This is a genomic window from Marinomonas flavescens (assembly GCF_004352835.1).
GTDB classification, from domain to species: Bacteria; Pseudomonadota; Gammaproteobacteria; order Pseudomonadales; family Marinomonadaceae; genus Marinomonas; species Marinomonas flavescens.
Window position 1 is genome coordinate 76,492 of record NZ_SJSB01000011.1, and the last position, 16,097, is coordinate 92,588.

Genomic DNA, 16,097 nt, shown 5'->3' on the forward strand with positions numbered 1-16,097 from the left:
TATGATAGATGATCTCGACACACAAGATGTTAGAGAACTAAAAGGTGTTGGCGATGCTATGGCTGAGAAGCTAGCAAAGCTGCACCTAAATACGGTACAAGACTTACTTTTTCATCTGCCTATTCGCTACCAAGACAGAACCCGCGTTGTGCCAATCGGCCAATTACGCTTCGGAGACGAAGCGGTTATTGAAGGCATATCAACTGGCTGTGAAATAAAAATGGGCAAACGTCGCAGCTTACTGTGCCGAATTAAAGACGCAACAGGAACCTTGTGCCTGCGTTTCTTTCACTTCTCAGCAGCACAAAAAAAACAACTTGAGTCTGGAACGCGCATTCGATGTTTTGGTGAAATACGCCGTGGCAGTACCGGATTCGAAATATACCATCCCGAATATAAAACGATCAACGACGATGATACTCATTCAGATAGCGACCAGCTGACGCCAATTTACCCTTTAACTGAAGGCATTACTCAAGCCAAGATACGCACACTTTGCGAACAAGCTTTAGAGCGTCTTACGCCATACAATCTAAAAGAATGGCTACCCGATAGCATTCGTCAGCAATTTAGCCTTCCCCCACTAGATGATGCGATTCGTTTTCTCCATCATCCAACAACTGACGCAAACCTAGAGCAGTTAAAAGCAGGTGCTCATCCAGCACAATACCGTCTCTCTTTTGAAGAACTAATGGCTCATCAACTGTCTTTGATTGGTAAAAAAATTAAAGCAAAAGAAGATAAGGCCATTCAGGTTGTTGAGTCAGGTCAACTTGCTCAGGGGTTATTAGAACAACTTCCTTTTTCGCCAACCAATGCGCAGCAGCGTGTTTTTCGTGAAATATTATCCGACCTAAAATCTGGACATCCTATGCTCCGTCTTGTTCAAGGAGACGTTGGATCAGGTAAAACCCTTGTCGCTGCATTAGCAGCTGCCGCCGTAGTAGATGCCGGCTACCAAGTGGCGATTATGGCACCAACAGAAATTCTCGCCGAGCAGCACCTCGCTAACTTTACTCATTGGTTTACTCCGCTTAACTTAAAAGTCGCTTGGATGGCAGGGAAGCTAAAAGGCAAAGCACGCGAAGCAGAGCTTGAAGACATCGCTTCGGGAGCCGCTCATATCATTGTTGGCACACATGCCTTGTTCCAAGAAAATGTCCATTTCGATCGCTTAGCACTCGCGGTGATAGATGAGCAACATCGCTTTGGCGTTCATCAACGTATGGCGTTACGCGAAAAAGGCTTAAAACAAGGCTTTCAACCTCATCAGCTTATTATGACCGCTACCCCTATTCCTCGCACACTGGCCATGTCAGCCTATGCAGATTTAGACTGTTCAATCATCGACGAACTGCCCCCAGGAAGAACACCTGTAAACACCATAGTGGTATCAGATCAACGTCGTAGCGAAGTGATTGAGCGGGTAAAAGTAGCCTGCCAAGAAGGCAAACAAGTATATTGGGTTTGTACTCTCATTGAAGAATCAGAGGCGCTGCAATGCCAAGCAGCAGAAGACACAGCTATTTTATTAGAAGAACAGCTAACTGGACTTAATATAGGCTTAGTTCATGGACGGCTTAAATCGACAGAAAAAGCCGATATTATGGCGCGATTCAAAGCAAATGACATTCAGTTACTGGTTGCAACAACCGTCATTGAAGTTGGGGTAGACGTGCCTAATGCCAGCTTAATGATTATCGAAAACCCTGAACGCTTAGGCTTAGCTCAGCTACATCAGTTACGAGGCCGAGTAGGTCGTGGCCAAACGGCCAGTCACTGTGTGCTTTTATATAAGGCTCCTTTAGGGCAGCAAGGAAAAGAGCGCTTATCTACTATGAGAGAAACCAGTGACGGTTTTAAGATCGCCGAAAAAGACTTAGAGTTACGCGGCCCTGGCGAATTACTAGGCACCAGACAGACAGGCCTTTGGGAATTCAAGGTCGCTGATTTACAGAGAGATAAAGCATTGTTAGACGATGTTCAAAAAGCGGCCACTCTGCTCCATCAGCATTATCCAGAATGTATATCACCCTTGCTTTCGCGGTGGTTACCAAATCATAGCCAATATTTAAACGTATAGCTTCTTTTAGACAGCTCAAAAAAAAAGACGTTAGATTGCTCCAACACCTTTTTTAATTTTGCCTATCAGCACTGCTATCGATCAGCGCTTCTATCTATTAAAAACTTGATAAGCTACGGGATGCTAACCACAGTCGTATTTTTCACTTCTTCCATGGCGACATAGGTACGAGATTCTCTTACATGCGGCAAGGTTAGCAATGTTTCACCAAGCAGCAACCGATAAGAATCCATATTAGACACTCGAGCCTTCAATAAATATTCAAAATCACCAGCGATCAAATGACATTCAAGAATTTCAGGTATTTCTGTGACCGCGGTTTTAAATTCGTTAAAACCTTCAGGAGATGTCGTTTTTAAACGAATTTCTACGAATACCAGTAAGCCAGCATCCACCTTTTTAGGGTCAACTAACGCACAATAGCCCGTAATATAACCATTGCGTTCTAGACGTCGTACCCGTTCTAAACACGGAGTTGCGCTCAAGCCTACACGACTGGCTAATTCAACGTTCGACAAACGTCCGTTGACCTGCAGTTCTCGCAGAATTTTTTTATCTAAACGATCAAGCGGCTTAGTTGAGTTGTCCATTCGAGATGGATCTCCTTTGTCACACTAAAGTATTGTTAAGTCTATCATGTAGATACTAAATTATGGGGAGCACTTTTTATAAAATATTTCTGTTGTTTGATGACTAAAATATAGCGAGTCATTATTAGAACAGAATGAATATTTTGCACTGATATGGTGCTTTTTACGTTATCTTACGAATTGCTTCCTTATTTTACACTTTCTGATGCACTAATAGGTAACATAATCGTCAATTGGGTAATCTGGATTATTACTTTTAAACATAAATTGGATGTTTTTTATACACAATTTTGTTTAAAACGGCTCACCTTGCAAAAATTAAGCATTAAAAAAGTCATTTATAGCATTTTACCCTTGACTAGAAGCTATAAACAGTCATTCTATTAGACATTGCAGCGTTCTTTCAGAAGAATATTCTGCATCTAATGATACAAAAAAAATAAATAATCATATTGTTGGCAATATTTTTGCATCATTTTCATTCAAGTCCAAGACTTACAAAGAGTGAAAAGACAAACAACACACACAAAAGAAATGCCTGGGAGGCTAAATCAATGAAATCGAACGTTTGTAAACTATTCGCAATGGCTGCTGTCACTGCAGCAATCAGCACGGCTGCTGCTGCAGGCACACTAGATGACGTTAAAGCAAAAGGTTTCGTACAATGTGGCGTAAGCCAAGGTGTACCAGGATTTTCAAATGCTGATGATAAAGGTAACTGGACTGGTATCGATGTAGACGCATGTCGTGCCGTAGCCGCTGCCATCTTCAATGACCCACAAAAAGTCAAGTTCACTCCTCTTTCTGCTAAAGAACGTTTCACCGCACTACAGTCAGGTGAAATTGACATTCTTTCTCGTAACACAACATGGACTTACACTCGCGATGTTGCGCTAGGTCTTGACTTCACAGCAACCAATTTTTATGACGGCCAAGGCTTCATCGTACATAAAGAGCTAGGTGTAAAATCTGCATTAGATCTTGATGGCGCTACCGTTTGTACTGAGCAAGGTACAACAACAGAATTAAACATGGCGGATTTCTTCCGCAAACACAAAATGTCTTACGTTCCTGTTATCGTCCAAAAAGCAGACGAAGCTGTCGCAGCCTATGCATCAGGTCGTTGTGATGTATTTACGACGGATAAATCTGGTCTTGCCGCTTGGCGTACTAAGATGAAAAATCCTAAAGACAACATAATCCTTCCAGAAACTATTTCTAAAGAACCACTAGGTCCTGTTGTTCGTCACGGCGACAACCAGTGGAAAGACTTGGTTACTTGGGTAATGTTTGTTCAGGTTAACGCTGAAGAAATGGGCATTTCATCTAAAAACGTAGCGCAAATCAAAGCTGACTCTAAAGACCCATCTGTTCGCCGTCTATTAGGCGCTGAAGGTGACATGGGTAAAGATCTAGGTCTTAGCGCTGATTGGGCTTACAACGTTATCGCAAAAGTAGGTAACTACGGTGAAGAATTCGACCGTAACGTAGGTAAAGATTCTCCTCTAGACCTTCCTCGTGGCCTAAACAATCTTTGGAACAACGGCGGCATCATGTACGCGCCACCAGTTCGTTAATATAGTATTAAATAACTTCGTTTAGTTATTTCCCAGCAGCAAAACTCGCTGCTGGGAATTTTCCCTTCCTTATCCATCTGACGAGCAGTTTGCCTGAACCAAGATGAGCGATATTAAAAAACCTACTAAAAAAAGCTTTTTGTACGATGCGGGAACACGTTCCATCATCTTCCAAATTTTGCTTTTAGCCCTTGTTGTCTTTGTTTGTTATTACTTATTTAGTAACTTACAAGCCAACCTAGATAACCGCGGAATTTCTACTGGTTTCTCTTTTTTGAATCAACCAGCTGGCTTTCCAATCCTTATTCACCTTATTAGTTATACTGAAGCCGATACTTACGGGCGCGCATTCCTCGTCGCTTTAATCAATACTTTTGTTATTTCTATTCTCGGCATCTTCTTTGCGACCATCATTGGCGTCGTTATGGGCCTGGCCCGTTTATCAAAAAACTGGTTAGTCGCACGTTTAGCAACGGTATACATTGAAACGTTGCGGAACATTCCATTATTACTACAAATATTCTTTTGGTATTTTGCCGTATTAGCCGCATTACCCAGCCCAAAACAAAGTTATGAATTTGCCGATTTTTTCTTGAATAAACGCGGTATTTATTCTCCAAATCCAATTTCACAAGATGGCTTTGGTATCGTAATTATGGGCTTTATACTGTCTATTTTTGCTGCTATTGCACTGATTGTATGGGCGAAAAAACGTCAAACTAGAACGGGACTTTGGTTCCCTGCCTATTGGTCTGCTCTTGGTACTATTGTGGTGATTACCTTTATTGCCTTTGCCGTTGCAGGATTCCCACTAGAGTTCGACCTTCCTGTAAAAAGTCGTTTTAACGTTACTGGTGGGATGGTATTGCCTCCAGAGTTTGTTGCCGTGCTTATTGCACTGTCTACTTATACCGCCTCTTTCATTGCAGAAATTGTACGTGCTGGTATTTTGTCTGTCAGTTGGGGACAAACGGAAGCCGCTCGTTCACTAGGTCTTAGTGACAACATAACTCAGCGTTTAGTGGTTTTGCCGCAAGCATTGCGAGTCATGATTCCACCACTAACTAGTCAGTATTTAAACTTGGCGAAAAACTCATCTTTGGGTGCTGCCGTTGCTTATCCTGAATTGGTTGCGGTTGTGATGGGCACAACGCTTAATCAAACGGGTCAAGCAATTGAAACCATTGGTCTATGTATGCTGGTATACGGAACCTTGAGTTTAACTATCTCATTGTTCATGAACTGGTATAACAAAAAAATGTCTCTCATCGAGCGCTAGGAGGTAGAACATGGCTATCGTATTTAAACCATCACCCAGCCTCCCACCACCATCTACTTCGGTGGGTGCTGTTGCTTGGATTCGACAAAACTTATTATCGTCACCGCTGAATATTATTTTAACGATGCTCAGCTTGTACATAATGTACTTAACTATTCCTCCTCTAATCGAATGGGGAATCATAAATGCAACCTGGACAGGATCGTCCAGAGCGGCTTGTACTGGTACTGGTGCATGCTGGGCGTTTGTTAACACACGCTTCGATCAGTTTATGTATGGACTGTATCCCAGCGAAGAAACATGGCGGGTTAATTTAGCGGCAATTTTGATTGTTCTATTAGTCGGTATGTTTTCCATCAAGATGATCAGCAAACTGTACCTATCAATCACCATTACCATTATTTATCCGATTGTTGCGTATTTCTTATTTGCTGGCGGTATTTTCGGTTTAGAGCCTGTCGAAACGTCTCGTTGGGGCGGTCTTTTTCTGACTGTCTTGTTGGGTACTATTGGTATTGTCGCCTCTTTCCCGCTAGGTATTTTACTAGCGTTAGGACGTCGTTCTAATATGCCGATTGCAAAATCTATCTGCATTATTTTTATCGAAACTATCCGAGCGGTACCATTAATCACCATTATGTTTATGGCATCGGTTATGATCCCGCTGTTTCTGCCAGACGGCTTGAACTTCAACAAACTACTACGTGTTTTGATCGGTATTACCCTGTTCTCTGCTGCTTATATGGCCGAGGTAATTCGGGGCGGCTTACAGGCTATTCCAAAAGGCCAGTACGAAGCCGCTGATGCGATGGGGCTTACTTATTGGAAATCCATGATATTAGTAATTTTGCCACAAGCGTTGAAATTGGTAATTCCTGGTATTGTAAACACCTTTATCGGCCTATTTAAAGACACCACCTTGGTTTACATCGTTGGTATGTTTGATTTGTTGGGCATTATACAGCTCGCCAATCACGATACTAAATGGCTAGGAACCACCATCGAAGGTTATGTTTTCGCCGCTTTCGTTTACTGGATTTTCTGCTTTGGTATGTCACGTTACAGCATGGCAATCGAACGCAAATTAGAAACCGGTCACAAGCGAAATTAGTTAAGAATTTGAGGTTTTTACAATGACAGATACAAATATGGCACGCGCCCACTTAGAAGCAGGCGAATCTACAATCATCGAATTTAACGATGTTAATAAATGGTATGGTGACTTTCACGTATTGAAGAACATCAACTTCAGTATCAAAAAAGGCGAACGAATCGTTGTCTGTGGCCCTTCCGGCTCAGGTAAGTCCACCATGATACGTTGCATTAACCGTCTAGAAGAGCACCAGAAAGGGACCATTCTAGTAGACGGTATTGAAATGAATAACAATCTGAAAAACATCGAAACTATCCGTAAAGACGTCGGAATGGTGTTTCAGCATTTTAACTTGTTTCCTCACCTTACCATTTTAGAAAATTTAACATTGGCACCGATTTGGGTACGCAAAACACCTAAAAAAGAAGCCGAAGAAATGGCGATGCATTACTTAGAACGTGTGAAAATTGCCAATCAAGCGTTGAAATACCCTGGGCAATTATCAGGTGGTCAGCAGCAACGTGTAGCGATTGCTCGCGGTTTATGTATGCAACCTCGTATCATGCTATTTGATGAGCCAACATCAGCACTTGATCCAGAAATGATCAAAGAAGTATTAGATACTATGATCGAATTGGCAGAAGAAGGTATGACCATGGTGTGTGTAACACACGAAATGGGCTTTGCCAAAACCGTTGCTGACCGCGTTGTGTTTATGGATGCCGGAGAAATCGTTGAAGCCAATGAGCCTCACACATTCTTTGATAACCCACAACATGACCGAACTCAAGCGTTCTTGAGTCAGATTTTAAACCACTAATTGCTCAAAAACTGTTATATTAAAAGCCCCTTTATTGGGGCTTTTTTTTAGTGACTATTCGATTTGAGTTGATTTATGACATCTATGGCAACGGAATTGGCCAATACAAAAAAACTACGAGTGGTTCACTTAGCGGACCATGCTGGTCGTTTACAAGTTATATTTCCAGAAGACCACATGCTTGATATTGCCGCTATCTCACGCATTACAAAGCGACGCCTTGAGCCTATTGCAAATTACAATACAAAGGGTGACTCACTGCTAAAAGTAGGCAGCTGCGCCAGTATCATTGAGGTAAGTCTGCTTGAAGAACCTTTCATCGACATTCGTAGTAATTCGCACAGCCCTTACCACTCTATGTCCTCAAATGAATTTAAAAAACGTTTTTCAGGCCCATTAAGTCGTTTTGAATCGATCTCTATTAATATCGCTAATATCAAAAAGCCATCTGATAATGATCTAAATGACGAACAACAACTATTAGAATCTCTGGGGAAGTTTCAATCTGTTCGTATAAAGCAGCGCCTCGCAGAGACGCTAGAAATTCCGCCATTACCGGTCATTTCAAGCCAAATTATTCGCCTTTGCTCTAATGCCTCTTCTGATATGGACGAGCTTTGCGAAATCATTAGTTTAGACCCTAGTTTAGCAGCACAAGTCATACGCTGGGCATCTTCGCCTTATTACGGTGCCAAAGGCGGCATTGAATCCATCAAAGATGCCGTTGTTCGAGTGCTTGGCTATGATATGGCGATGACTTTAGCACTCGGCCTTTCTATGAGAAATGCGTTTGCCTCTCCAGAAGAAAGTCCTCGTCATTATGAAAACTTCTGGCTCAACGCGGTATCTCATGCGGTATTAATAGAAGCCTTAGTAAAGGCTGTGCCACCGACATATCGCCCGAGTAAAGGACACGCTTATCTTGCTGGGCTGCTGCATAACTTTGGTTATTTAGCCATCAGCATTATTATGCCACCTCATTTTGCTATTTTAGCAACATACTATGAAGCCAATGCTCACCTAGACTCGTCAATAGTAGAAATGCAGATTCTACACTTCACTAAAGAGCAACTAGGCGCCTGGTTGCTTAAACAGTGGGACCTTCCTACTAACATTTACACCGCTATTCGTTACAGCAAAACACCCAGTTATGATGGAGAGTACGCAAATTTTGCCCATCTTTTGTATGTTACCCACCAACTTAACGAGCACCTCGATATCGACCCAGATGTGTTAGAAGGTCTAGGTATTTCATTAGAGCAAGCCACTGCGTGCCATACTGAAGTTCAAGCATCGTCTGCGGAGCTGTATAAAATGGTCGCTTTAATCAACAGTAAAAATCACTAGCTTTTATAATGCATATTGACCACGCCATTGCACAAAAATTAGATTACCGCTGGCACCCTATTCATAGGGTAAGCAAAGCTAAAATTCCGACCGGGTTGTGGCCATGGCTTTCCACACCAGCGTCTATCACCAAGAAGTTACAGCAAGCTGGTGAATTAAGCGTTGTGGTCTTAGAAGACGGCTGGGGGAAGCCAACCCAAAGAGAAAGAAGAAAGCTAGGATTGGCTCCGCGTCACGCAGTGCGTATTCGTACCGTCCTCCTCAAGTTTAATGGTGTAGTGGTTATCTATGGGCGCTCAATTATTCCCGCACAATCTCTTAAAGGGCATTGGCGAAGAGTCAGCCAGCTAAAAGAAAAACCCCTAGGCGGCTATCTGTTTCGCCACCCTGGCCTGTCTCGTAGCACAATAGAAATCGCCAATTTACCTGCTAACTTGTTTCCCGGCATTCATAAAAAAGTCTGGGCTAGACGCTCTGTTTTTTTACAATATGGGCCTGGTATATTAGTCAATGAAGCTTTCTTTGATACTATTCTCGACTTTAAGTCTCTTCTTGGATCACTATGACAAAATTAAACGACTACGCTGACCTCACTCGCTTTAACCGTCCTATTGGCTCTTTGCTTTTAATGTGGCCAACACTGTGGGCTCTTTGGCTTGCGGCGGATGGCTGGCCGCAATGGCATCTTGTTGTTATTTTCGTCTTGGGTGTTTTCAGTATGCGCTCAGCTGGCTGCGTTATTAATGACTATGCCGATCGCAAAATTGATGGTCACGTTGAGAGAACAAAAAATCGTCCTCTGCCTTCTGGGCGTGTTACAGAAAAAGAAGCTCTGGGTCTATTCTCTGCTCTTGTGCTACTGAGTTTCCTGCTTGTCTTATGTACCGATTTACGCACTATTTTATTGTCATTTGTTGGCTTAGGTTTAGCCGCTTTGTACCCATTTATGAAGCGCTATACCAATCTTCCTCAGCTCTTTCTTGGTTTAGCGTTTTCTTGGGCCATTCCTATGGCTTACAGTGCCCAAGGCGGCGATTTACTCGATCCTCAACTATGGATGCTCTTTTTAGCTAACTGCCTGTGGACTATCGCATACGATACCTATTACGCCATCACAGACCGTCCAGACGATCTAAAAATCGGTGTTAAATCTACGGCGATCTTGTTTGCTCAATACGACTTACTCGTCATTGTTTGCTTACAAGCACTGACCTTATCATTGCTGGTTTGGATTGGCGCACTTGCCCACTTACAGTGGCCCTATTTTGTGTCTATCTTGGTTGCTATTATCCTCTTCTATCTGCAATTTAAAAAAGCAAAAAACAGAGAACGCCTGCCTTGTTTCCATGCATTCCTAGATAACAACCGTATCGGCTATTGCATCTTTATCGGTTTAGCTGCTAACTATTTAGTTTAAAATATGGCAAAAATGTGACAGTGTAATCTAATTGTCACATTTAGCAGATTTAATGGAATCGTTCCTGAAACGAGGGTGAATCCTGTGACTGGTAAAAAAGTATTAATAATTGATGATGAATCTTCCATCCGTGAAATGATCGCGGTTGCCCTAGAAATGGCAGGGTACGAATATATGGAAGCAGAAAACAGCCAACAAGCTCACGAAATCATTGTGGACCATAGACCAGACCTAATTCTTTGTGATTGGATGATGCCTGGTGGTAGCGGTATTGAGCTAACACGTCGTTTGAAGAAAGACAGCACGACAGCGGAAATCCCCGTTATTATGCTGACGGCGAAGAGCGAAGAAGACAATAAAATTCAAGGGCTTGAGGTCGGTGCAGATGATTACATCACCAAACCTTTTTCACCTCGTGAACTCGTTGCTCGCTTAAAAGCCGTATTGCGTCGTGCAACACCACAAGGTGTGGATGAACCTATTGAAATAGACGGTTTGATGCTAGACCCTATTAGCCAACGCGTTACCATTGGCAATAAACCATTAGATATGGGGCCAACGGAGTATCGTTTGCTAAAGTTTCTAATGACACACCAAGAGCGCGCTTATTCGAGAGCACAGCTACTTGATCAAGTGTGGGGAGGGAATGTTTACGTAGAGGAAAGAACGGTCGATGTTCATATTCGACGCCTACGTAAAGCCATTGGCACCGATCACGACTCGTTAATTCAAACCGTACGTGGTACGGGCTACCGATTCTCTGCGAAACGAACGGCTTAATATTATGAAAACTATTTGGCGACAATCTGTCATCCGCTGGCTCTTAGGGTTAACAGCTTGCATCGTCATTGGTTTTATTATTAAGCACCCTCTTCTTGTCGTTCTCATATACCTACTGGGTTCTCTCTACCATCAGCTATATCAGTTGTACCAATTCCATAACTGGCTGCGTTATTCAGGCAAAGCACCGCCGCCAGAAGCGTCTGGTATTTGGGGCGATATTTTTGATGCGGTTTACCGCTTACAGAAAAAACAACGCAAGTCCAAGCGCCGCATGCAGCAAGCGCTAACACGTATCGAACACTCAACAGCCGCGCTAAAAGAAGGCGTAATCATGGCTGACAGTGAAGGTAACTTAGAATGGTGGAACAACTCAGCTGCACACTTCTTTGGTTTAATGCGCCCTGTTGACCGCGGTCAGACCATAACGAACATTGTTAGAAATCCAGATTTTTTCCGCTACTTCACGCAAAAGCGCTTCGGTGAACCATTAATCATAAAGTCGCCAGCTAAAGAAGGCGTGTATTTAGAAATCCAAACAACACTCTATGACAAAAATGACCATCTTATTTTTATTCGAGATGTGACTCGTCTCCATTTACTTGAAATAATGCGTAAAGACTTCGTTGCCAATGCTTCTCACGAACTAAAAACTCCGCTAACCGTTATTAAAGGCTACCTAGAAACCTTAGAAATGTTTCAAGACAATTTGCCAGCCAGTATGCAAAAAGGCATTGCCAATATGTCTGAGCAGTCGGTACGAATGGAGCATTTAATCGAAGACCTGTTATTACTATCTCGTCTTGAGAGTAATGAAAAAGGTGAAGAAGATAAATGGTACGCCGTCACGGATTTCACTACCGCGATTAAGAAAATGGCGTCACCTATACTGACAGAGCAACATAAGCTAAGTTTTGACATACCAAGCAGCGCACGTCTTTATGGCTCTTATAATGAACTATACAGCGCCTTTTCAAACCTCGTCGTCAACGCTATAAAGTACTCACCTGATGGCGGAGATATCTTAGTAACATGGGAATCAAGCGAATTTAATGGCGTATTCTCTGTGAAAGACAATGGCCTTGGTATCGACCCAAGATACATCCCACGCCTAACCGAGCGTTTCTTTCGGGTCGACAAGGGGCGAAGCTCTAAAACAGGCGGTACTGGGTTAGGTCTTGCCATCACTAAACATGTATTAATGCATCATGATGCCAAATTGCAAATTCGCAGCGAACCAAACCGAGGCAGCGTATTCTCTTGTCACTTCCCAGCAAGTCGCGTACGAAATGACAGCATTCCGGCCACCGACTCGGCTAACACGGTCAATCCATCTAAAGAATAAACATAAAAAAACGGCTCACTTTTCTGCAAAGTAAGCCGTTTTTATCGATTAATCTCGCGACTTAAAGACCGTTAAATAGCGCACTTATAAACGTCTCTTTCTCCAAATCTTGATCAATCAATCCCAACATAACGGTTAAAAACGTTGAATCATGCTTCTTTTCTGTTGTGGCAACGGATTGAATATAATAATTCAAACGATTCGTTTGCCCAGCAAATTCTAAATCTAATACAGCTTGCCCTAATACTTGAGGCACCACGTCGTCGCTCTTAATCAACAAGGTCGCATCTTGCTTACTAAACTGAACTACCATGCAACGAAATTGCTTCTCTTCAAACCGCACCATAGTCGGAATTTTAACGTCTTTCGTCGTCGCGGCTGGTGTCACAGGATGCGTGAATTTCGTCGCTTGAACTGGGCGTGTTGATTTACCCGCGCCCATTAGAACATCAATCGAAGCTGCCGCCACACCACCTTGTCCGGGCGAACTAGCAGGGTTTCTAGGATTCTCTGCGATTAATTTACTTTCCATCTTATGCTTTTTTGCGGCGGACAAAATTTTGTTAGCCAGTTGCTCGCTCGAAAAAGGCTTACCTAAATAATCCGTCACCCCAGATTGCACCGCTTCGACCACATGACTTTTATCCCCACGACTGGTGATCATGACAAATGGTACTGCTTCTTTTTGATAACTGGGTTGCTCACGACACCACTTGAGTAACTCAACCCCATTCATTTCAGGCATTTCCCAGTCGCACAGCACCATATCAAACTGCGTTTTTTCGAGCATTTTCTGGGCTTTTCGACCATTCACAGCTTCTTCTACAACAGAGGCAGGAAACTGCTGACGTATCGTTCGTTTAATTAAATCACGCGTAAAAGAAGCATCATCAACGACAAGGATTTTTATCGACATTACAACAACCCATCAGTACGACCAACCAACGAAGAGACTTCGACATCTTGTGGTCTGAACACAGAAATCCACAACAAAGTGGCAGCGACAACAGCGATCGGCATGACAAATAGATTAAGCAAAGGGATCGTCAAACCTACCATCACAATGCCACCAAATGTCCAACAAAGCAGAGGCTTAGTTCGCAACATCTGACGCATATCATGAAACTTTACTTCGTTGTTATCAAAAGCATAATCCATGTATTGAAGCGACAGCATCCACATAGAAAACAACAACAACAATACAGGAGCAACAACATTCACTAACGGAATAAAAGACATGAGTAAGAGCAAAATAAAACGCGGTAAGAAATACAATATTTTCTGCATTTCTCTTTGTAATGTGCGCCCTGTTATCACCATGAGTGCTTTAGCATTTAATGCTTCATCAAACACTTTTCCCGTTTGGCGTTCTTCTACTTTTTCAGCCAAAAACGCCATAAAAGGAGCGGCTAAAATGTTAATGCCAACAGAAAAACTATAGAACAACAACACACTAATAAGAGCGGCAAAAATCAAATAAAATAACCAATGGAGAAACGCCAGCCAGTTTGGCAAATAGCCCATTGCCATCGTCATTAAATCGTTAAAGTAGCTCAACGCCACCATGTAGAGTAACGCCATCAAAGCAAAGTTAGCCAATAATGGCACCACAATGAAGACTCTTAATCCAGGAGAAATCGCCAAAGGTAACGCTTTTAAAAACGCTCCGGCTGCTTTAAATGGCTGTGTAATCACTCTTCCTACCTTAATTTAATAAATTGACATAATGCGTTGCCAGAGAATACCACGCGCCCATCACTGGCTCCATAAAGAGTATGTATTATCGAGTAACACAGGCTTATGACGACACTTTTTCCTGACAAGATAGCCTGCCTTTTTCCTACTTCTACACGATGCCTTACTAACCTTACCTTTATTAGACGCATAGCTTGATGCGGAATTTCGATTGTGACCTTCCCTAAATTAATGAACTATGAAAACTCAAGATACGCTTGTTTTGCCATTTATTGATGGCTGGCCAATAAGTAAATCTAATGATAACAATGCAAAAACAAAAGCTAACTTAACAAAGGGAACACTATGAAGAACACAAAAACATTACTCGCCAGTGCTATTCTTGCGGCGTCTTTTGGTGCTATGCAAGTTCATGCTGCCGATGTACCGGCTGGCGTAAAACTAGCCAAGGAACAAGTATTGGCTAAAGGTGGCGAAGGTGAACCAGCGACACTAGATCCCCAAAAAATCCAAGGTACGCCAGGTTCTTTGCGTGCTCGCGATCTTTTTGAAGGCTTATACAGCGAAGGTAAAGATGGTAAATTAGTACCCGGTGTTGCCAAAGATTACACCGTCAATAAAGACAATACGGTTTACACCTTCAATCTACGTCATGATGCAAAATGGTCTGACGGCACCCCTGTCACTGCAGAGGATTTTGTTTACGGCTTCCAACGTCTTGTTAACCCTCAAACGGCCTCTGTTTACTCTTGGTACGCTGCGCTTGCTGGTGTAAAAAACGCACAGAACATCATTGATGGCAAAGATAAAGTCTCTTCTCTAGGTGTGAAAGCCCTGGATAAGTACACCTTTCAAGTAACATTGGACCATTCAGTCCCTTACTTTGTAAAAATGACAGTGAACTCTTCACTCTTTCCAGCACCTAAAAAAACCATCGAGAAATGGGGCGAAGCTTGGACAAAACCAGGTCACCTTGTTAGCAATGGTGCTTACAAATTAGACAAATGGATCGTCAATGAAAAAATGGTCTTGGTTCGTAACCATGACTATTGGAACGACAAAAAAACCGTTATCAATCAAGTGACTGTCTTACCCATTAAAGATGCAAGCGTTGAATTCAGCCGCTACCAAGCTGGCGATTTAGATATTACATCTAACTCAGGTATCCCAACTAACCGCTACAAATCACTTTTAAAATCAACGCCTAAAGAAGTAAAAGTGTCTCCAGCATTAGCCACTTACTACTATGATTTTAATAATCAAAAGCCACCGTTTAACGATGTTCGTGTACGCAAAGCACTGTCTTATGCGATAGACCGCACTATCATCACTAAATACGTCACTGGCGTTGGCGAAATCCCTGCTTACTCATTTACGCCACCAGATGTTGATGGTTTTAAAGCAAAAGAACCTGCATACGAAAAATGGACGCAAGCTGAGCGCAATAAAAAAGCCCAAGCACTGCTAAAAGAAGCTGGCTACGATAAGAGTCATCCACTTAGCTTTAATCTGCTTTACAACACAGACGAAAACCATAAGAAAATTGCTATCGCGATTGCCTCTATGTGGAAAACAACTTTGGGCGTCAATGCGAAGCTTGAAAATCAAGAATGGAAAACATTCTTAGATACTCGTAATCTAGGCAACTTCGGCGTGTCGCGTGATGGTTGGTTCGGTGACTACAATGAAGCCTCTACTTTCTTAGATTTATTCAAATCCACTAACACCAGTAATAATGCCCACTATAAAAGTGCAGCGTACGATAAGTTAATGGCACAAGCAGCCAAAGCTAATGACCCTGCGCCTTTTTATCAAAAAGCCGAAGATTTAGTCATTGATCAAGATATGGCCGTTGCGCCTATCTATCAGTACACAACTAAACGCTTATTGAAAACTTACGTAGGCGGTTACAAACCAAATCTTGAAGACAATCTCTATACTCGCGACATGTACATTATCGCTCACTAGGATAGTCCTGCACTCTTCCCAGCGTAGTCATGCGCTGGGTCTTTATTCCCAATTAATGGTTCCTAGTATTAGCCGCCTAGCGGCGACCTAATCAGGTATTTTT

At 42.5% G+C, this 16,097-nt stretch carries 14 protein-coding genes; 11 read left to right on the forward strand and 3 right to left on the reverse strand.

Annotated elements, in window-relative coordinates; genetic code table 11:
• The first annotated feature begins 1 nt into the window (after position 1).
• Positions 2-2,083 carry an ATP-dependent DNA helicase RecG gene (gene recG / locus E0D70_RS12250; RefSeq protein ID WP_133012583.1) on the forward strand — a complete coding sequence of 694 codons (2,082 nt, stop codon included), beginning with the start codon at positions 2-4 and terminating at the stop codon, positions 2,081-2,083.
• Between the two features lie 113 nt (positions 2,084-2,196).
• Here the strand turns inward: recG and lrp are convergent, their stop codons facing one another.
• Positions 2,197-2,673 carry a leucine-responsive transcriptional regulator Lrp gene (gene lrp / locus E0D70_RS12255; protein WP_133012584.1) on the reverse strand — a complete coding sequence of 159 codons (477 nt, stop codon included), beginning with the start codon at positions 2,671-2,673 and terminating at the stop codon, positions 2,197-2,199.
• Positions 2,674-3,227: 554 nt separating this feature from the next.
• Between lrp and E0D70_RS12260 the strand changes: the two genes are divergently transcribed.
• The 9 genes from E0D70_RS12260 to phoR all read left to right on the forward strand — a co-directional run bounded on the left by E0D70_RS12260 (position 3,228) and on the right by phoR (position 12,331).
• Complete coding sequence (locus E0D70_RS12260) at positions 3,228-4,250, forward strand: amino acid ABC transporter substrate-binding protein (protein WP_133012585.1); 1,023 nt, start codon at positions 3,228-3,230, stop codon at positions 4,248-4,250.
• A gap of 103 nt (positions 4,251-4,353) precedes the next feature.
• The gene (locus tag E0D70_RS12265; protein ID WP_133012586.1) at positions 4,354-5,529 is read left to right on the forward strand and encodes an amino acid ABC transporter permease; all 1,176 of its coding nucleotides are present in this window, start codon (positions 4,354-4,356) and stop codon (positions 5,527-5,529) included.
• A gap of 10 nt (positions 5,530-5,539) precedes the next feature.
• A complete protein-coding gene (locus E0D70_RS12270; protein ID WP_133012587.1) occupies positions 5,540-6,640 on the forward strand; it encodes an amino acid ABC transporter permease in 1,101 nt (366 codons plus the stop codon).
• A 22-nt stretch (positions 6,641-6,662) separates the two neighbouring features.
• Positions 6,663-7,442, forward strand: coding sequence for an amino acid ABC transporter ATP-binding protein (locus E0D70_RS12275; protein ID WP_133012588.1), 780 nt, complete (start codon positions 6,663-6,665; stop codon positions 7,440-7,442).
• Between the two features lie 75 nt (positions 7,443-7,517).
• Positions 7,518-8,789, forward strand: a complete 1,272-nt coding sequence (locus E0D70_RS12280; protein WP_240537103.1) for an HDOD domain-containing protein — start codon at positions 7,518-7,520, stop codon at positions 8,787-8,789.
• An 8-nt stretch (positions 8,790-8,797) separates the two neighbouring features.
• The gene (locus tag E0D70_RS12285; RefSeq protein WP_240537104.1) at positions 8,798-9,355 is read left to right on the forward strand and encodes a chorismate--pyruvate lyase family protein; all 558 of its coding nucleotides are present in this window, start codon (positions 8,798-8,800) and stop codon (positions 9,353-9,355) included.
• On the forward strand, positions 9,352-10,206 hold the full coding sequence (gene ubiA / locus E0D70_RS12290; protein ID WP_133012590.1) for a 4-hydroxybenzoate octaprenyltransferase: 855 nt from the start codon (positions 9,352-9,354) through the stop codon (positions 10,204-10,206). The genes E0D70_RS12285 and ubiA overlap by 4 nt, the downstream gene beginning before the upstream one ends.
• An 84-nt stretch (positions 10,207-10,290) precedes the next feature.
• Positions 10,291-10,986, forward strand: coding sequence for a phosphate regulon transcriptional regulator PhoB (gene phoB / locus E0D70_RS12295; RefSeq protein ID WP_133012591.1), 696 nt, complete (start codon positions 10,291-10,293; stop codon positions 10,984-10,986).
• A gap of 4 nt (positions 10,987-10,990) precedes the next feature.
• Positions 10,991-12,331, forward strand: a complete 1,341-nt coding sequence (gene phoR, locus E0D70_RS12300; protein WP_133012592.1) for a phosphate regulon sensor histidine kinase PhoR — start codon at positions 10,991-10,993, stop codon at positions 12,329-12,331.
• 61 nt (positions 12,332-12,392) lie between these two features.
• Here the strand turns inward: phoR and E0D70_RS12305 are convergent, their stop codons facing one another.
• Complete coding sequence (locus E0D70_RS12305) at positions 12,393-13,247, reverse strand: response regulator (protein WP_133012593.1); 855 nt, start codon at positions 13,245-13,247, stop codon at positions 12,393-12,395.
• On the reverse strand, positions 13,247-14,026 hold the full coding sequence (gene cysZ / locus E0D70_RS12310) for a sulfate transporter CysZ (protein ID WP_133012594.1): 780 nt from the start codon (positions 14,024-14,026) through the stop codon (positions 13,247-13,249). Before cysZ ends, E0D70_RS12305 begins: the two co-directional genes overlap by 1 nt.
• A gap of 345 nt (positions 14,027-14,371) precedes the next feature.
• Between cysZ and E0D70_RS12315 the strand changes: the two genes are divergently transcribed.
• The gene (locus tag E0D70_RS12315; protein WP_133012595.1) at positions 14,372-15,994 is read left to right on the forward strand and encodes an ABC transporter substrate-binding protein; all 1,623 of its coding nucleotides are present in this window, start codon (positions 14,372-14,374) and stop codon (positions 15,992-15,994) included.
• The last annotated feature ends 103 nt before the right edge of the window (positions 15,995-16,097 follow it).